The sequence below is a fragment of the Chloroflexota bacterium genome, assembly GCA_016197225.1.
Lineage (GTDB): Bacteria > Chloroflexota > Anaerolineae > Anaerolineales > VGOW01 > VGOW01.
This window is the reverse complement of record JACPWC010000116.1, coordinates 1-16852: the sequence shown is the minus strand read 5'-3', so window position 1 is coordinate 16852 and position 16852 is coordinate 1. Positions and strand designations below refer to the sequence as shown.

Annotated in this window: 17 protein-coding genes; 6 read left to right on the top strand and 11 right to left on the bottom strand. The window is 60.4% G+C overall.

Features of this window, described 5'->3' with window-relative positions:
• The first annotated feature begins 140 nt into the window (after window positions 1-140).
• Both HYZ49_19370 and HYZ49_19365 read left to right on the top strand, forming a co-directional pair.
• Window positions 141-1199 carry an RNA-dependent DNA polymerase gene (locus tag HYZ49_19370; protein MBI3244445.1) on the top strand — a complete coding sequence of 353 codons (1059 nt, stop codon included), beginning with the start codon at window positions 141-143 and terminating at the stop codon, window positions 1197-1199.
• Window positions 1184-1402, top strand: coding sequence for a four helix bundle protein (locus HYZ49_19365; protein ID MBI3244444.1), 219 nt, complete (start codon window positions 1184-1186; stop codon window positions 1400-1402). The genes HYZ49_19370 and HYZ49_19365 overlap by 16 nt, the downstream gene beginning before the upstream one ends.
• A gap of 254 nt (window positions 1403-1656) precedes the next feature.
• Here the strand turns inward: HYZ49_19365 and HYZ49_19360 are convergent, their stop codons facing one another.
• Together HYZ49_19360 and rnc are read right to left on the bottom strand one after the other, a co-directional pair.
• Window positions 1657-2517, bottom strand: coding sequence for an SDR family oxidoreductase (locus HYZ49_19360; protein ID MBI3244443.1), 861 nt, complete (start codon window positions 2515-2517; stop codon window positions 1657-1659).
• A 90-nt stretch (window positions 2518-2607) separates the two neighbouring features.
• The gene (rnc, locus tag HYZ49_19355; protein ID MBI3244442.1) at window positions 2608-3297 is read right to left on the bottom strand and encodes a ribonuclease III; all 690 of its coding nucleotides are present in this window, start codon (window positions 3295-3297) and stop codon (window positions 2608-2610) included.
• Between the two features lie 89 nt (window positions 3298-3386).
• On the opposite strand from rnc, the gene HYZ49_19350 reads away from it, so the two are divergent.
• The 3 genes from HYZ49_19350 (at window position 3387) to HYZ49_19340 (ending at window position 6938) form a co-directional block, all read left to right on the top strand.
• Window positions 3387-3863, top strand: a complete 477-nt coding sequence (locus HYZ49_19350; protein MBI3244441.1) for a histidine phosphatase family protein — start codon at window positions 3387-3389, stop codon at window positions 3861-3863.
• Between the two features lie 89 nt (window positions 3864-3952).
• On the top strand, window positions 3953-5986 hold the full coding sequence (locus HYZ49_19345; protein MBI3244440.1) for a pyruvate dehydrogenase: 2034 nt from the start codon (window positions 3953-3955) through the stop codon (window positions 5984-5986).
• A gap of 115 nt (window positions 5987-6101) precedes the next feature.
• A complete protein-coding gene (locus tag HYZ49_19340; protein MBI3244439.1) occupies window positions 6102-6938 on the top strand; it encodes a hypothetical protein in 837 nt (278 codons plus the stop codon).
• Between the two features lie 76 nt (window positions 6939-7014).
• On the opposite strand, the gene HYZ49_19335 is transcribed toward HYZ49_19340, so the two are convergent.
• Window positions 7015-7161: a pilus assembly protein gene (locus HYZ49_19335; protein MBI3244438.1), complete on the bottom strand. Its 147-nt coding sequence runs from the start codon at window positions 7159-7161 to the stop codon at window positions 7015-7017.
• Between the two features lie 118 nt (window positions 7162-7279).
• Here HYZ49_19335 and HYZ49_19330 point away from each other — a divergent pair, with 118 nt between their 5' ends.
• Window positions 7280-8263 (top strand): homoserine dehydrogenase, encoded by a 984-nt coding sequence (locus tag HYZ49_19330; protein ID MBI3244437.1) that lies wholly within the window; start codon window positions 7280-7282, stop codon window positions 8261-8263.
• 77 nt (window positions 8264-8340) lie between these two features.
• Here the strand turns inward: HYZ49_19330 and HYZ49_19325 are convergent, their stop codons facing one another.
• The 8 genes from HYZ49_19325 to HYZ49_19290 all read right to left on the bottom strand — a co-directional run.
• Window positions 8341-9414 carry a PD40 domain-containing protein gene (locus HYZ49_19325; GenBank protein ID MBI3244436.1) on the bottom strand — a complete coding sequence of 358 codons (1074 nt, stop codon included), beginning with the start codon at window positions 9412-9414 and terminating at the stop codon, window positions 8341-8343.
• Window positions 9386-10303 carry a PD40 domain-containing protein gene (locus HYZ49_19320; protein MBI3244435.1) on the bottom strand — a complete coding sequence of 306 codons (918 nt, stop codon included), beginning with the start codon at window positions 10301-10303 and terminating at the stop codon, window positions 9386-9388. The genes HYZ49_19325 and HYZ49_19320 overlap by 29 nt, the downstream gene beginning before the upstream one ends.
• A 55-nt stretch (window positions 10304-10358) precedes the next feature.
• Complete coding sequence (locus HYZ49_19315; GenBank protein ID MBI3244434.1) at window positions 10359-11411, bottom strand: PD40 domain-containing protein; 1053 nt, start codon at window positions 11409-11411, stop codon at window positions 10359-10361.
• 174 nt (window positions 11412-11585) lie between these two features.
• Entirely contained in the window at window positions 11586-13613 is a 2028-nt protein-coding gene (locus HYZ49_19310) for a hypothetical protein (protein MBI3244433.1), read from the bottom strand.
• On the bottom strand, window positions 13610-14179 hold the full coding sequence (locus HYZ49_19305; GenBank protein MBI3244432.1) for a response regulator: 570 nt from the start codon (window positions 14177-14179) through the stop codon (window positions 13610-13612). The genes HYZ49_19310 and HYZ49_19305 overlap by 4 nt, the downstream gene beginning before the upstream one ends.
• Window positions 14180-14252: 73 nt before the next feature.
• Window positions 14253-15866 carry a GAF domain-containing protein gene (locus HYZ49_19300; protein MBI3244431.1) on the bottom strand — a complete coding sequence of 538 codons (1614 nt, stop codon included), beginning with the start codon at window positions 15864-15866 and terminating at the stop codon, window positions 14253-14255.
• A gap of 36 nt (window positions 15867-15902) precedes the next feature.
• A complete protein-coding gene (locus HYZ49_19295) occupies window positions 15903-16598 on the bottom strand; it encodes a TIGR01906 family membrane protein (GenBank protein MBI3244430.1) in 696 nt (231 codons plus the stop codon).
• 79 nt (window positions 16599-16677) lie between these two features.
• Window positions 16678-16852, bottom strand: a 175-nt coding sequence (locus tag HYZ49_19290; GenBank protein ID MBI3244429.1) for a hypothetical protein, incomplete at its 5' end; no start/stop codon positions are given.

Here is a 16852-nt window from a genome sequence, read left to right as displayed (position 1 = left end):
GGGGCTTGCCCCCCAGCCGCGCGCGGATTTTCGGAAGTCGCATCATTCCAAAAACCAAGACTGTACCTCGCCGGGCCGTCTTCTTCAATGACGATTAAACGCGATTTACAGTTGGCGCGTAACCCTTTATGCTCGCGGGCATGAAAACCTATCGCAACCTGTACTCGCAACTCTGTTCGTTTGAAAACTTGTATCTGTCTTACCGCGCCGCCCGGCTGGGGAAACGCAAACACGAGTCGGTGGCCGCTTTTGAATACGATCAGGAGGAAGAACTGTTGCGTTTGCGCGATGAGCTTCAGGCAGAGACGTGGCAGCCGGGCGCGTATCACAGCTTTTATATTCACGATCCCAAACGGCGCTTGATCTCCGCCGCCCCGTTTCGCGACCGGGTGGCGCATCATGCCCTGATCAACGTCATCGAGCCAATCTGGGAGTCGCGTTTCATTGACGACTCTTACGCCAATCGAATTGGCAAGGGCACGCACCGGGCGTTGGATCGGGCGCAGGCTTTTGCCCGCCGCTGGCCTTACGTCCTGCAATGCGACATCCAGCAGTTCTTTCCGGCGGTTGACCACGGCCTGTTGCGAAATGAACTGGCCCGGCTGATTGCCGACCGGGCTGTGCTGAAGCTCGCTGACCGGGTTATCGCTTCGGGAGAAGGCGTGCTGGCTGAAGCCTACGAGATGCGCTGGTTTCCCGGCGATGTTCTCCTGTCCGCTTTGCGCCCGCGTGGCTTGCCCATCGGCAACCTCACCTCACAATTCTGGGCCAACGTTTACCTCAACGGCTTCGATCACTTCATCAAGCGCGAGTTGAAATGCGCCGGTTACGTGCGTTACGTGGACGACTTTTTGCTGTTCGGCGACGACAAAGCGCAATTGCGCCAGTGGCGGGTTGCCATCATTGAGCAGTTGGCCGGCTTGCGGCTGACTCTGCACGAGAACCGGGCGCAGGTTTATCCAGTTATGACAGGCATCCCGTTTCTTGGCTTTCGTGTCTACCCGACTCATCGGCGGCTGAAGCGGCGTAATGGCGTGAATTTTCAACGGCGTTTCAAAGGGTTGATAGGGCGGTTAGTTGATCGCAAAATCAACGTCGCCCAAATCCAGGCCTCGGTGAGAGGCTGGGTCAACCATGCCAGCCACGGTGATACCTTCGGTTTGCGCCAGGCGATTTTGGGACGATGGGCGTTATCCTGATGAGCGAATCGCCTCTATTCTCACGGATGTATGATTTTCTATTATGGCTGTTGCCGGAGGCCAATAAATTTCCACGTGCCTATCGCTTTACATTAGCCGAGCGCGTCCAGCGGCAGGCGCTTGATTTGCAAGAGACGCTTATTCTGGCTGGCCTGCGCCGGGGAACAGGCCGCTCGAGACGTTTGGAAGAAGCTAATAAATGACCCGGCTAACTTCAACAACAATATCGGCTTCCGGGCGGCGCTCTCTCACGCTTTCACTTTGCGGCCAGCAGTGTGGGTTGTTTTTTCGGCAACCGCCGAGGCTGAAAACGGCGCGGTCGGCTCCCGGCCTGTGGTTTGCCCGGTGCGCTTTGGGCAAATTCAGGCGAATATAAAAAAGTTCTGCCCTTTCCAGTAAGCCAATTGTCTGGCTGACCGTCAGGGCAGAACGCTTTCTAAAAAGACCTGTGAGGTCTTTAAGACCTCACAGGTCTGCGGGAGCGAAACCCCTCAAACGCCTCCTCCACCGTCAACAACCTCGTCCGCAACAGCCGCCGGGCCTTGCTGGTGTCCATCGTCAAGTCCGCCGGGCGCTTCAGCCCGCTCTCGGCAATCGTCGAACGGATCACGTTCGGGCCGGGCGTGAGGCCCAGGCACGATAGCATTTTTATCCCGAAGTCCCAGCGGTTCAACGGTTGCCCGCCTATGTTCAAAAGGCCGCCGTGCCTCGTCCCCGCCAGTTCCAGCAGGGCCAGGGCCACTGTGTCCACCCAGACCGGGCAACGAATCTCGTCGGTGAACAAGCGCACCGTCTCGCCCTTGCGAATGCCGTCAATGATCCAACCGGTTTGCTTGTCAACCGGATCGAAGCCGTAAATCAGCGACGGACGAACGATCAGCGCCTCAGGCATCATGCTGGCGATCAAGCCTTCGGCAAAGGCCTTGGCCGCCCCGTAAGGGTTGGCCGGGGCAACCGGCGACTCTTCGGTGTAAGGCGGCGACTCGCCGTCGAACACGCAATCGGTTGAAACGTGAATCAATCGGGCCTCAACGTCAATGGCGGCATCGGCGAGGTGGCGGGCCGAGGGGACGATGGCGGCTACATGCTCGCCGTTGCGGTTGGAGACGGCCTGGTGGATGATGGCCTCCGGCTTCAACTCTTTGACCGTCTTCTCCACCTCAGCCCGATCTCTCAGGTCGAGCCGGATCGCGTTGGGATGAGCGATGGGCGTGTTGAAGAACGTCGGGTAAACGTCCCACCTGCCAGAGGCGGTTGCCAGTTGGGCGAGCCGCGAGCCAAGAAAACCGGAGCCGCCGGTTATAAGCAGACGTTTCATTCAGCCTTCAAGATCGAACCGCGAAGACACGAAGAGCGCAAAGGTTTTTCTTAATTTCTTTGCGTCCTTGCGTCTTCGCGGTGAAAAGTTCTATATCGCTCCGACTCGTTTGAGCGCATCCATCGCCGCCGCCCGGGCCGCGGCCTGCTTGCTCCGCCCCGCGCCCGCGCCGTAAACTTCGCCGTTCACCCGAACTTCCACCGCAAACGTCTTCTCGTGATCCGGCCCCTCGGCGCTCACCGTCACGTACTGCGGCGTGTGGTTCAACTCCGACTGCGCCCACTCCTGAAAGTAACTCTTGGCGTCAATGTCGCTTTGCTCGCGGGCCACCTCCGCCGCCACCGGCAAAAGCAATCGCTCCACAAATTCCTTCACCGCCTCCAAACCCGAATCCAAATATAGCCCGCCGAGGATGGCCTCAAACACGTCGCCCAGCAAGGTGTCTCGCTCGCGCCCGCCGGCGTCGTCTTCGCCCTTGCCCAGCCGGATGTATTGCCCCAGCTCCAACTGCCGGGCCAGCCCGGCCAACTGCTCGGCCCGAACCAGCGCCGAACGCAAGCGGGTGAGTTGGCCCTCCTGCATTTCGGGGAAGCGGTGGTAGAGCATCGCCCCCACCAAAAAATCCAGCACCGCATCGCCCAAAAACTCAAGGCGCTCGTTGTCCTCGGATTCTTCCGCGTGCTCGTTGAGGTACGAACGGTGGGTCAGGGCGCGGCGAAGCAATTCCACGTTGTGAAAGGTGAAGCCTGCCTGTTGCTGTAATTCTGCGAGAGAAGCCATAGGTGTGAGAACAGCGGATGTGTGGAATTTAACGGATCGAGAATCCGTTAAATTCCACACATCCGTTGTTCTTGATGTAAGATTCCGCCATGCTCACCAAACTCTACTTCCTCCGTCACGGCCTCGCCGACTGGCCGGACTGGACGGGCGCCGACGACGAGCGCCCGCTCACGCCCGACGGCATTGAAAAGATGAAGCTGGAGGCCAAAGCCATTAAGCGCCTCAAGCTCAAGCCCGACGCCATCCTCTCCAGCCCCCTCATTCGCGCCCGCCAAACCGCCGACCTGGTGGCCGACCGCCTGGGCCTGACGGTGAAAGTGACGCGGCTTCTCGCCCCCGGCTTCAACATCGCCCAACTCGACAAGCTGGTGCGTGAGGCCGATGCCGCAACACTTTTGTTCGTCGGCCACGAGCCGGATTTTAGCACAACCCTCTCCCAACTCATCGGCGGCGGACACGTCGTTATGAAAAAAGGCGGCCTGGCCCGGGTGGACATCACCGCCCTCGATCCCCTGAGCGGCGAACTCGTCTGGCTTCTGGCTCCCGCCGTGCTGACTAACGATTGAATTCAACACCAAGACACAAAGGCGCTAAGACACAAAGAAAAACTTGATGGCTTTGTGCCCTGGTGTCTTGGTGGTTAAATGCCTGACGGATGAACGACATGACGGATGTTAAAGTTGACTGGCCTAAAGTTGCCCGCCTCCTGCTCCTCTCGCGCGAACTGGATCGCCTCGAGACCGAACAACTCACGCCGCAAGGCAAGGTCAAATATCAATTCTCGGCCGGCGGGCACGAGCTGGCGCAAATCCTGCTGGCCCTCAACCTCACCCATCCTCACGACGCCGCAACCGTTTACTATCGTTCGCGCCCCTTCATGCTGGCCTCCGGCCTCACCGCCCGCGAAGCTCTGGCCGCCGGCATGGCCCGAACCGGAAGCCCGAGCGAGGGCCGCGACGTGGGCGTGGTCTTTAGCCTGCCGCGCCGCAGTGGCGCGCTCGTCCTGCCCTCGTCCGGCGACGTGGGCGCGCAATACACGCCCGCCATCGGCTGGGCGCAAGCCATCAACTACCATGCCAACGTGCTCGGCGAAAAAGACTGGCCGGGCGCGATTGCGGTCGCCCTCGGCGGCGACGGCAGTGTGGCCGCCAACGGTTTTTGGGCCGCGCTCAACATCGCAACCACCCTTCGCCTGCCCATGCTCTTCTTCATCGAAGACAACGGCTACGGCATCTCCGTGCCAAGCCGTTACCAAACGCCGGGCGGGGACATCGCCGCCAACCTTGCCAGCTACGGCGGCCTCAGAGTTCTGGAAGGCGATGGCGCTGACCCCGACGATGCCGCCGAAAAAATTTCGCAGGCTGTTGCTCACACTCGCGCCAACGGCCCCTGTCTGCTACGAATGCGCGTCCCGCGCCTGGCCGGCCACACCTTCATTGACGATCAGGCTTACAAGTCACCTGAAGAGCGCGCCGACGATCAGGCTCGCGACCCGCTGTTGCGGTTGCGCGATCATTACCTCACGCCCGATCTGGCGCGAACGATCAAGGATGAATTGGCCTCAGCCGTCTCTGCTGTGGAAGCCTCTCCCGACCCCGACCCGGCTCAAGCCACACACCATCTTTTCTATCAGGGGCCGCCGCCGCTCGTGGGCGGGCTTCGGCCTGCCAACGCGCTTCCCCCGTTCACGGCGGCTGGACCGGAGTCAAGCGGCCCGCGACTCAACCTTCTCGATGCTGTGCGCCGCGCACTCGAATCCGAAATGCGCCTCAACCCGCGCCTGCTCGTCTTCGGCGAAGACGTGGGCGTCAAGGGCGGCGTTCACGGGGCGACGCTCGACATGCAGATCAAGTTTGGCGCGGATCGAGTCTTCGACACCTCGCTTTCTGAAGAGGGCATCATGGGCCGCGCCGTTGGCATGGCCCTGGCCGGCCTGTTGCCTGTGCCGGAGATTCAGTTCCGCAAATACGCCGACCCGGCCCACGAGCAGATCAGCGACATTGGCACGGTGCGCTGGCGCACGGCGGGCAAGTTCGCGGCGCCGATGGTGGTTCGCATTCCGGTGGGCTACGGCAAGAAGACGGGCGACCCCTGGCACAGCGTGACCGGCGAGGCCGTGTTCGCCCACACCCTCGGTTGGCGCATTGCCTTCCCCAGCAACGCCGCCGATGCCGTCGGCTTGCTTCGGGCGGCCTTGCGCGGCGACGACCCAACGTTCTTCTTTGAGCACCGCGCCTTGCTCGACACCGCGCCCGCCCGCCGGCCTTACCCCGGCGACGACTATTGCCTGCCGTTTGGCAAAGCCGCCACGCTGACCGAAGGCGACGAACTGACTCTGGTGGCCTGGGGCGAGATGGTTCATCGTTGCTTCAAAGCCGCCGCGTCCTTCGCGGGCCGGGTGACGGTCATTGATCTCCGCACGATCATTCCCTGGGACAAGGAGTGCGTGCTGAACAGTGTGCGCCGCACCGGCAAGGCTCTCATTGTTCACGAAGACACGATCACCGGCGGCTTTGCCGGCGAGATCATCGCCACCATCGTCGGCGAATGTTTCGCCGATCTCGACGCGCCGGTCGAGCGTCTGGCGACGCCCGACTGCCCGATTCCCTACAACGCGCGGATGATGGAATACGTCCTGCCAAATCTTGAAACCATCCGCGCCAGGATTCAGAAGTTGTTGGATTTCTGAGACGCTCCCGTTCAGCCTCAGTAATGCCCGTTACGAGTCGGTAATAATTGATTGACAGCCCGGCCTCAGATTTTCTATACTGGCTCCATCGAGCAACACTCAAGGAGACTTTGCCATGAAAATTATTTATTATCTGATCCTGCTTCCCGCGCTCATGTTCGCCGCTTCGGGTTGCATCGCCTCGGTGGTAGAAGTGACGCCCATTCCGCCCACCACCGTCGTCCTGCCCACGTTCACTTCAGCCTCACCGGATGTCGCGGCTACCGAACCGCCCGCCGCCACCGAAGCGCCCTCGGCCACGATTGAACCGTCGCCCACCACCGGGGCGACGGCGACCCCGACGATCCCGCCCACACCCGATCCCAACAAAAACGTCGGCGACACCATCTTCACCGACAACTTCACCGGCGAGATCGGCTGGCTCTGGACGTTTGAAGATGAGGCGGCCAGATTCGGCGCGCAGGACGGGCAACTCGACATCCTTTCACTCAAGAAGGCTGGCGGCTGGCGCTACTCGCTCTACTTCGACGCTGTGCATGGCGACCAGCAGATTGCCGTCTCGGTGCGCAACAACCGTTGCGCCGACGCCGACGAAGTGGGCATGGCTTACCGCGCCACCGAAGAGCCGGCAAACAATTACAACATGTACATCTTCTCGATCAACTGCGCCGGGCAGGCGCGAGTGTTGAGGTTGAACGGGACTGACCTGGTGGCGTTGAGCAACTGGCAGGACTACCCGGCCCTCAACCAGGGCGCCAATGCCGACAACCGGTTGATGGTCTGGATGTTCAAAGACGAGTTCAACTTCTACGCCAACGATCAGTATTTGTTTACCTTGAATGATCCGTCGCTGGCTGAGGGTTTCTACGGCTTCTTTCTCAACGGCGGCGCGAGCGGCGACGCCTCGTTTACACTCACAAGCTTTGAGGTGAAGGAAGTGAAGTCGCCGTGATCGCCGAGCCGGTGAAGCGCAAAAAAGAGCCTCATCATTTGATGAGGCTCTGGTGGTCTGGGCGGCGGATGGGAAACTAAAATTGGACAATGACGTTTGAGAAAATATTGCCGACCGCCGGCCCAAGTATTAACAGCAATGCCATGACAAGAATGGCAACCAGAATGATGATCATGCCGTATTCAATCAGGCCTTGCCCTTTTTCCCATTTATGGCGGCACATCAAGTTTTCCTCCCTGAACAACCGCGAGCCGATAAAGTACGCCTTATTTTAGGAAGAAAAACCTGCCGGGACACGAAGGTTTGGGGGGGAAAAGTTAGGATTGCGAAGGGAGCTAACTATGAAAATAGCATTGATTGGCTTCGGCCACGTGGCTCGCGGGCTGGTGGAATTGCTCGTGACCCGGCGCGAAGCGTTGCTGGCCGACTATGGCTTTGCGCCAAAGGTCACGGCCATTCTCACCCGGCGCGGCTCGGCAGTTGACCCGGCGGGACTCGATCTTGACCGCGAGATTTCGCTGGCCGGGCCGCCGATTCCGGTGGAAGCCGCCATGGACGGGGCGGACGTGGTGGTGGAAGTGACCCCCACCGACGCCCAGACCGGCGGCCCGGGCCTGGAACACTGCCGCCTGGCCTTGAAGGTGGGCAAGCATCTGGTCACCGCCAACAAAGGGCCGCTGGTGGTGGCCTATCGCGAACTGGCCGCGCTGGCTAAAGACCGGGGCGTGCAGTTTCGCTTTGAAGGCACGGTAATGGGCGGCACGCCGGCGATGGTGCTGGGCCTTGAGACTCTGGCCGCCGCCGGCGTGCGCTCGGTGCGCGGCATCCTCAACGGCACCACCAATTTTATTCTGACGCAAATGGAAGCCGGCGGCTCATACGCCGACGCCCTGAAGGCGGCGCAGGTGCTGGGCTACGCCGAGGCTGACCCGACCGCCGACGTTGACGGCTGGGACGCGGCGGCCAAGGCCGTCATTCTGGCTAACACGCTCCTGGGCGGCAACTTGCGGGTGAATGACGTCGAGCGCGAAGGCATCACCGGCCTCACCCAGTCTATGATCGCCAAAGCCAAAGCTGACCGCCTTCGATGGAAGCTGATCGCCGAAGTGAAGAAGGATGGCGAGCAGGTGCGGGCCAGCGTGCGCCCGACTCAGATTCTGCTCACCGACCCGTTGGCGTTTGTGGGCGGCGGCATGAACGCCCTTACTTTTGAAACAGAAGCCATTGGCCCAACAACTCTGATAGGAGCCGGGGCGGGTGGCAAGGCCACTGGTTTTGCCCTATTGACTGACTTACTCAAGATTCATCGTTACGCCGGCAAGTAGTTGCGGTGGAATCGGCGTACCGATATAAAAACAATTCGGGCTCTACCGTTGGTCTGATAGAGTCTATTATTTACGATTTACGGTTGCCAGGCCGGGTGCTTGTTGTCGGCGATGTTGGCCGTGAGACGGATCGGCTCCGAAGTTTCAACCTCATCGAGGGCGATGGCGTAAATGCTCCAGTGGCCGTCACGGTCGGAGACAAAGGCAATGCGCGAGCCATCGTCCAGCCAGGCTAGTGAGCCATCGTAGCCGGCGTTGTGGGTGACGTTGATCTGCCCGGAGCCGTCGGCATTCATCACATAGATTTCCTTGTTGCCATCCCGATTTGAGAGAAAGGCGATTCGCGAGCCGTCGGGCGACCAGATGGCCGAGATGTCGTTGGCCGGGTCGTTGGTGAGGTTGGTCTGCCCGGAGCCGTCGGCGTTCATCACGAACACTTCCCAGTTTCCGGTGTGCCGGGAACCAAAAGCAATCTGTTGGCCATCGGGCGACCAGGCCGGGTCGGAGGCCCAAACCTGGAAATGAGTCAACTGGGTTTGCCCGGAGCCATCGGCGTTCATGGTGTAAATTTCCCACGCGCCGGTGCGCCGCGAGGCGAAGGCCAACTGCTGACTGTCGGGCGACCAGACGGGCGGCGAGTCGTCGTTGACGTTGTGAGTGAGGCGGGTGAGGCCCGAAGCCCCCACCTGGCCGAGGGTGAGGATGTAGATTTCGGGGTTGCCGTCACGCTCGGAGACGAAGGTGAGGCGCTTGCCGTCGGGCGACCAGGTCGGGGCCCAGTCAATGGCCGGGCTGTTGGTGAGGTTGGTTTGCCCGGAGCCGTCGGCGTTCATCACGAACACTTCCCAGTTGCCGTTGTTAATTGAATTGTAGGCAATACGTGTCCCGTCGGGCGACCAGACCGGGCAACATTCGTCCTCGAGGTTGTTGGTGAGTGGCCGGGAGACATAAGCCAGGCCGTCGGTATTCACCAGATAGATGTCCTGTTCGCCCTGGCGGATAGAGTCGAAGGCAAGCCGGCGGGCGCCGCTCCCGGCCAGAGCGCGGGCGGCGCCGACAGCCAGGCAGCCGGCGAGGGCCGCCGCCAGCGCCACCCACAACCACGCCGGTCTTCTCACCGGGTCAGGGTTGCCACGTGGGTCCGAGATCATCTTCTTTGTCGTGGGTCAGCCGGGTTGGGCCGGAGCCGTCAATGTTCATGAGATAAATTTCGGGGTTGCCGTCGCGATCTGACACAAACGCAATGCGACTGCCGTCCGGCGACCAACTGGGGTAAAGGTCGCCAACGGGATTGTCGGTGAGGCGGGTCTGGTCAGAGCCGTCGGTATTCATGCTATAGATTTCGGCGTTGCCATCACGATAAGAATGAAAGGCGATGCGTTTGCCGTCGGGCGACCAGGTTGGGTTGCCGTCAATGAAGCGATTGTTGGTGAGGCGAATGACGTTCGTGCCGTCAATGTTCATGAGATAAATCTCTTTGCTGTAGTCCCGATTGGACTCAAAAGCAATTTGGTCGCCTAACGGCGACCAGGCCGGGTCGCCATCGAATAGGGTATTCTCGGTGAGACGGGTTTGCCCGGAGCCGTCGGCGTTCATAATAAAGACATCACGATTGCCATTGCGATCCGACTCGAAAACCAGCCTGGTTCCGTCAGGCGACCAGTCCGGGTTCCAGTCGGTACCGTGAATGTTGGTGAGGCGGACGACGTTTGTGCCATCGGCATTCATCAGATAGATTTCGCGGTTGCCGTCGCGCCAGGAGACAAAGGCGATGCGAGTTCTATCGGGTGACCAGGCCGGGCAACAATCGCTGATATGATTATTGGTGAGACGGTTGTACTTGGTATAAAGAGTATTGGCGTCGAGAGTGTAGATTTCCCAATTGCCGTCGTGGTGCGAGGCGTACACAATCTTGCCGGTGCTGACCCTGGCAAGTTGAAGGAAATTGTCGAAGATGAGATAGCTACAGGCAAGCGCCGACCCGGCAGTGATGGCGATTGCCAACAACGGGAGTCGGATGTAGGAGCGTGAACGGCGCATCAGCGTCCTTTACAGGCCGGCGCAGATTTGGCAATCTGCGCCCGGCGGCTTTTGGCTAGGGTTGCCAGGCCGGGCGGTCGTCGTCGCGGGTGTTGTTGGTGAGCCGGATCAACCCGGCGCCGTCAATGTTGATGACGTAAAACTCGCGGTTGCCGTTGCGAAGCGAGTCGAAAACAAGGCGCAGGCTGTCCGGCGACCAGACGAAACTGCCGTCATACGAGCGATTCTTGGTGAGGTTGATCGGGTTGGCGCCATCGGCGTCCATGAGGTAGATTTCCTGGTTGCCGTCGCGGTTGGTCTGAAATGCAATCTTCGTTCCGTCAGGCGACCAGAGCGGGTTGACGTCGTTGGCTAAATCGTTCGTCAGGCGGAAGGATTGCCCGGAGCCGTCGGTGTTCACCGTATAGATTTCGCGGTTGTCGTCGCGAGTGGCGACAAAAACAATTTGCGAGCCGTCGGGCGACCAGTTCATGCCGGAGAGCCACATGATGGCATGATGGGTGAGTTGGGCCTGGTCGGAGCCGTCAGCGTTCATCACGTAGATTTCAAACCGGCGGCCCCGGTTGGACTGAAAGGCGATCCGGGTTCCATCGGGCGACCAGATGGGGTTGGTGTCGGCGTCGCGGTTGAAGGTCAGGCGCGTTTGCTCCGAGCCGTCGGGATTCATGACATAGATTTCAAAATTGCGCTCACGGTTGGATTGAAAGGCAATCTTCGTGCCGTCGGGTGACCAGACGGGAAAGCGGTCGTCGCCGGGGCTGTCGGTGAGGCGGGCCACCCCGGAGCCGTCGGCGTTGATGAGATAGATGTCGGCGTTGTTGTTCTGATCCGGGAAACTCACGTAGATGATCCGTTTCCCGTCCGGCGACCATTGCGGGCAACAGTCGTTAATTGAGTTGTTGGTGAGTTGCTTGGCTGAATAAAAGAGGCCGCCCGTGTTCACTACATAGATTTCGCCTCGACTGCCGGGTGTGCCGTCGAAGGCGACGAGGTTGGTGTCAGCGCCGAGGAGGCGGCGCAAAGCAAGGTTGGCGGCGAAGGCGCAGGCGAGCGTCAAGGCAAGCGTGGAGGGTGCTACAAGGAGAAAGAGCTTGAGCCGCCTTGACATGGCTGACCTTTGCTGAATTATAAACCCGACCAGGCCGGAATTATCTGAATTTTTGCAGAGAGTTTGCCTTGCCGGGCATCTCTCAGAGCCTGTTTGAAAATTGCTCTTAGCCCGCGTCCCCGCGGGCGTTCTCAACCGCGAGGACGCGGTTGGGGAGCATTTATTAACAGGCTCTCAGTTCCGACGGCGGGCGCGGAGAAGCACCGTGAGATACAGGACCAGGCCAAAGGTAAAGTCGCTGACGCCGCGTATGTCTGGCGCGACGTGCCGCCCGCCAAGTTGGAATTGGGCCATAAGTTCGCCCAGCCGGGGAATTGCCAGCCGGTCGTAGCCGGCGATGATGACTGCGCCCAGGATCGCGCCGGGCACACTGCCGGCGCCGCCCAAAATCACCATCGCCAGAACCATCGTCGAGACGTGAAAGGCCATCAGGTCGGGCGCAAAATAAGCAAAGGTGCTGGCGTAGAGCGTTCCCGCCACCCCCGCCGCCGCCGAACTCAACGTGAGCACGACCAGCCTGGAGCGCGCCACATCCACGCCGGAACTTTCTGCCGCAATTTCGTCCTCACTGCCCGACAACCATCCTAAACCGATGCGCGAATGAATCAACCGCTGGCTTAGAAACGCAACCAGAGCCACCAGGCCAAAGACCAAATAATATTGGGCCGTGGGCTGGGTGAGCGGGTAAGTGAAAATGTGCGGCGGAGGCAGGGCCGCGACGCCGCCCGTGCCGCCGGTGAAGTCGTTCAGGTTGACGACGACTTGCCGCGCCAACAAGCCCAGGGCCAGCATCACGACGACCAAATAGTCATCACGTAAACGTCCAGCCAGGCGGCCTTTGAAAATGCCAAACAATCCGGCCAGGGCGACGCTGACCAGCACGATAAAGAAGAATTCCATTCGTTGGGGCAACAGGCCGCCCAACTTGCTCCAGCGATTTGTGAGCAGGGCCGTTGCATAGCCGCCAATGCCAAAGCTTACGGCGTAGCCCAAATCCAACACACCTGCCAATCCCAATGACAGATTGAGGCCCAGCGCGAGCAGGATTAAGATTCCAATCCCCGTGGCAAGGATTTGCAAATGGATGCCCGACAACAACGGGAAGGCCGCCGCCAAAATGATCAGCCCCCACATCCACCGGCTGAACCGGGTGCGTTGACTCGAGGGCGTCAAAATGGCGGCGTCCCGAGTCGTGGTCATAACCTCAGCCTGCCCTCCAGCCGACAGGCCGGTGGGGCGCAGGATGAGCAAGCCGATGAGCAGGGCCTGCAACAAGACCGGCGTCCACTGAGCGGCGAGGAAATAGTCACTGAATGCGCCTGATATACCCAGCGTCAGCCCGCTCACCAGCGCGCCGGTCGGACTTCCAATGCCGCCTAACATGGCGGCAGTGAAGGCTATCAATCCGCTTTGCGCTCCGTGATTGCCGAACGGGCGCGAGTAGTAAAGCGCAAAGACAAAAGCCGCCGCGCCCGCCAGCGCGCCGCCAAACGCAAACGCGCGCCGGATCGTGCCGTCCAGATTCACGCCGCATATCTGTGCCAGTTCGGGGTTTTGGGCGCAGGCCCGGATGGCCCGCCCGGTGGCCGTGCGTTGCATGAAGACGCTCACGCCCAGGGCAAACACGCCCGCGACTAAAAGGACGAACAAATCGTTGAAGCGAAATGTGACTTGTAGCGGGAGGCCCAACGCCTGCACCAGATCAACGTTGGGCAGAAGATCAGGGATGCGATCAATCGGCACTTCGGGCAGGCCGGGCACACTGCGATGGTCGCCCGGAACCCAACTGGGCAAAGTCGTTCGCCAGAACAGGGCGGCCTGGTATAGCATGAATGAAATTCCCAAAGTGGCGATCAGAGGGGCAAGCCGGGATCGTCCGCGGAAAGGCTTGAATGCGGCCTGCTCAATGGCAACATTGAGGATCGCCCCAAACATCATGGCGGCGGCCAGAAGCGCGGCTAGAATGCCCAGCCTCAGCGCCGGAGGCCAAGTGGGCTGGATGCCCAGACTGGTGATAACCGTCGTGACCAGCACCGACGACAAGGCAAAGACATCGCCGTGCGCGAGGTTGAGGGTGCGAACCGTTCCATAAACGACGGTGACACCGATGGCGTTGAGGGCCAGCACGGCCCCGTTCGATAACCCAAAGACGAGAAGTTGGAGAATAAGCTCACTGCAACTCAGGTGAAGGCTACAGCTCACTTGCGAGCTTCTTTCAACACGGCCTCTGCCACCTGGCGAAGCGAGAGTTGCTTGTCGCGCGCGGACTTCCGAAGCTTCTGATGGGCCTCTTCCTCGGTGAGGCCGCCTTTCATCAAAACCCCTTTGGCGCGCTCGACCACCTTTCGCGTTTCAAGTGTCTCTTCGAGTTCGGCGGCTTTGGCGGTTGCGGCTTGCGAATCGGCGAAGCGGCGCAGGGCGACTTCGATGGAAGCGGCCAGTTGTTTTTCGGCCACCGGCTTGATGAGATAGCCCTGGATGGGAAGTTCGGCGGCTTGCTCGATCAGGTCTTTGTCGCCGAAGGCGGTGAGGATCAGAGTCGGGGTGGGGCGGTAACGGTGCAGGGCGCGGGCGGCTTCGAGGCCGTCGGTGAAGGGCATCTTGATGTCGAAGATGGCGAAGTCGAAGCGCTTCTGATGGGCCAGCTTGAGGGCGTCGCGGCCATCAACAGCCATCGTCACCTCGTGGCCCATCTCGGCCAGCATGGTCTTGAGGCCCAGGCGGATGATCGACTCGTCGTCGGCGATGAGGATTTTGAGCTTGCTCATGAGAAAATCTTTGCCGCGAATTGACACGAATTATAAAAACCAATTTGTCAGAATTCGTGAAATTCGTGGCGGCTTATTCCTGCTCCCAGCCGGCGCTGTGGCGGGGAAGTTGGATGTCTACCTGAGCGCCGCCTTTGCGGCTCTTGAATTTTAGCTTGCCTTTGAGATCGTCGCGCACCAGTGTTTCGACGATTTCAAGGCCGAGCGAGGACGGGATTTCAGACGGCAGGCCCACGCCGTCGTCGGCGACGGTGACGACGATGTAGCGGTCGGTGTGGGTGAGGGTGATGGCGACACTGCCGCGCTGGCGGCCCACAAAGGCGTGCTCGAGGGCGTTCTGCAAAAGCTCGTTGACGACGAGGGCCAATGAAGTAGCCGGGCGGGAGGGCAGGGTGACGGCTTCCCCGTCCACCTGAATCGTGATCGCTTTCCCCGGCGGGATCATGTTCTGGGCCACCATCCGGCTGATGCGGGTGATCACGTCCTTCACGTCCACCAGTCGAAATCCCTGCTCCGACAACACTTCGTGGACGGCGGCGATGGACTGGATGCGGTTGATGGATTGATGCAGAACGTCGCGGGCGGTCAGTTCGCCGTTCGCTTCGGAGACCTGCATTCTCATCAACATGCCGACGGTTTGCAGGTTGTTCTTGATGCGGTGGTGCATCTCGCGGACGACGGCGGCGTTGGTGACGAGGCGCGCGTTTTCGAGGGCGAGGGCGGTCTGGTTGGCGAGGGTGGAGAAGAGGGCGATTTGCTCGGCGGTGAAGTCGTGTGGTTCGGCGGTGAAGCAATTGAGGACGCCGATGACTTTTTCGCGGACGACGAGCGGCACGGAGAGCATGGAGACCAGGCCTTCGGCGCGGGCGAGTTCGGGGTTGCGGTAGCGCGGGTCGGCCCGGACATCACGAACGGTGATGGGTTCGCCGGTTTGAGCGACCCGGCCTGAGACGCCTTCGCCAATTGGAATAGGAGCGCGAGCGGCGTAAGCGCGGTTGGTGCGTCTGGCCGAATGCAGTTCAAGCTGGCCGCTGGTTTCGTTGACGAGGAAGATGGAGCAGACGGCGGCGTTCATCACTTTGGCCGCCATTTCAGTGACCACGTCCAGCATTTCGTCGAGGTAGATTGGCGAAGTCACGGCTTCGCTGACGCGGGCCAGAGTGGTCAGCTCGCCGAGCTGGCGCTTCATGTTATCGTGCAGGGCGGCCTTGTCGAGCGCGCCGGCGGCCAGGTCGCCGATGAGGGCCAGAAGTTCGATCTCGTCGGGCGTGTAATCATGCGGGGCGAGGGTCTGGACGTTCATGGCCCCGATGGGCCGCTTTTCGCTGATCATGGGCACGGCCAGCAAAGAGGTGAATTGCTTCTCGTCGGCGTCAGGCACGAACTTGAAGCGCGGGTCGGCCTGGGCTTCGCGGGCGAAGGCGGGCGTGTTGTGCTGGACGGCGTAGCCGGTAAGACCTTCGCCGATGTTGAGGGTGGCGCGGCCCACTGCGCGCTTGGCGAGGCCGGTGGAGGCGCGCAGACGCAATGCCTTGCCGTCGAGGTCGAGCAGATAAATGGTGCAAGAGTCCACGCCCATGACCTCAGTAGTTTTATGGACGATGAGGTCGAGAGTCGAGTCGAGATCGCGGGCGGCGGAGATGGCGCGGGCGATTTCGCGGAGCGGGGCGAGGCTGAGGAGAGGCATTGAGGATCGTTGTCCCCGATTTCCGCCGCCGGCTACCTACTTCCCCTTCAACCCCCACCACGCCCAGGCCCCAATCGCCAACGCTTCCAGCATAGCCCCGCCGCCGATCCAGATAAACACGTCCTGCCAGAACTTTTCCGGGAACAGCCGGATGAGGGTGTCTGAATAGCGGAAGAGCCAGGTGTCGCCGGTAAAGAATATTTTATGGAAGAAGACGAAGAAGGGGTCGAAGGCGAACATGACAAAGAGCAGGACGGCGATCAGTAAAACAAGGGTCGCCACTGCGCCGTTTAGCAGGCCGCTTCGCAGGAGCGGGCGCGTGGCCGGTTGCCAGGCCAGCGCCGCTACAGAGCCAATAACCAATAACCCGCTAACCATCCACACTAACATCGCCCCTCTCACCACAATTTTTACATCCACCATGTGCTTAAGCTCGCGGTCGTTGTACATGCGGTCTCCGCTGTCGGTGTTGGCGATCTTGTCGGCAGGCAGGGTGAGCTTGCCCAGGAAGTCAATGCCCTCGTCGTTGAGCAGGTAGTCGAGGGCGATGGCTGAATACTTCAACCGGTCTTCTTTGTTGAAGCTGTAAAAGTCCGGCGGGAAGCCTTTGAGGTTGTATTCCCAGTTGGTGTAGAACGGGGTGAGCATGAGCCGCACGTTGGTGAGCACCAGGCAAACGGGCAGGGCGGCGGTCAAAAGGATGCGAAGCAGGTTGGCGAGCCAGTTGGGCATAATGTTAATCCGTATTGCGTATTGCGTATTTCGTATTCCGTAGAAGCCTACGCAATACGCATTACGCAATACGTTTGTGTTATTTCAAGAACTGCAACCCTTCCCCCAGCACAAAGTTGATCACAATCGAATTCGTCAACTGCTCCACCGGGGCCACGTCGTCGGTGAAGATGGTTTTGGCGGAAAGGGTGGGTGGAAGTGTGCTGACAGCGCGCTGGAGGGCGAAGCGCAGGAGCGGGTGGGCGGTGGCGGGC

What these genes read in the sequence shown, in the direction of transcription:
- HYZ49_19365 (MBI3244444.1), top strand. Translation starts at nt 1,184, where the DNA reads ATGGGCGTTATCCTGATGAGCGAATCGCCTCTATTCTCACGGATGTAT.
- HYZ49_19295 (MBI3244430.1), bottom strand. Translation starts at nt 16,598, where the DNA reads ATGCCCAACTGGCTCGCCAACCTGCTTCGCATCCTTTTGACCGCCGCC.
- HYZ49_19325 (MBI3244436.1), bottom strand. Translation starts at nt 9,414, where the DNA reads ATGATCTCGGACCCACGTGGCAACCCTGACCCGGTGAGAAGACCGGCG.
- rnc (MBI3244442.1), bottom strand. Translation starts at nt 3,297, where the DNA reads ATGGCTTCTCTCGCAGAATTACAGCAACAGGCAGGCTTCACCTTTCAC.
- HYZ49_19320 (MBI3244435.1), bottom strand. Translation starts at nt 10,303, where the DNA reads ATGCGCCGTTCACGCTCCTACATCCGACTCCCGTTGTTGGCAATCGCC.
- HYZ49_19350 (MBI3244441.1), top strand. Translation starts at nt 3,387, where the DNA reads ATGCTCACCAAACTCTACTTCCTCCGTCACGGCCTCGCCGACTGGCCG.
- HYZ49_19345 (MBI3244440.1), top strand. Translation starts at nt 3,953, where the DNA reads ATGAACGACATGACGGATGTTAAAGTTGACTGGCCTAAAGTTGCCCGC.
- HYZ49_19330 (MBI3244437.1), top strand. Translation starts at nt 7,280, where the DNA reads ATGAAAATAGCATTGATTGGCTTCGGCCACGTGGCTCGCGGGCTGGTG.
- HYZ49_19300 (MBI3244431.1), bottom strand. Translation starts at nt 15,866, where the DNA reads ATGCCTCTCCTCAGCCTCGCCCCGCTCCGCGAAATCGCCCGCGCCATC.
- HYZ49_19305 (MBI3244432.1), bottom strand. Translation starts at nt 14,179, where the DNA reads ATGAGCAAGCTCAAAATCCTCATCGCCGACGACGAGTCGATCATCCGC.
- HYZ49_19335 (MBI3244438.1), bottom strand. Translation starts at nt 7,161, where the DNA reads ATGTGCCGCCATAAATGGGAAAAAGGGCAAGGCCTGATTGAATACGGC.
- HYZ49_19315 (MBI3244434.1), bottom strand. Translation starts at nt 11,411, where the DNA reads ATGTCAAGGCGGCTCAAGCTCTTTCTCCTTGTAGCACCCTCCACGCTT.
- HYZ49_19370 (MBI3244445.1), top strand. Translation starts at nt 141, where the DNA reads ATGAAAACCTATCGCAACCTGTACTCGCAACTCTGTTCGTTTGAAAAC.
- HYZ49_19360 (MBI3244443.1), bottom strand. Translation starts at nt 2,517, where the DNA reads ATGAAACGTCTGCTTATAACCGGCGGCTCCGGTTTTCTTGGCTCGCGG.
- HYZ49_19340 (MBI3244439.1), top strand. Translation starts at nt 6,102, where the DNA reads ATGAAAATTATTTATTATCTGATCCTGCTTCCCGCGCTCATGTTCGCC.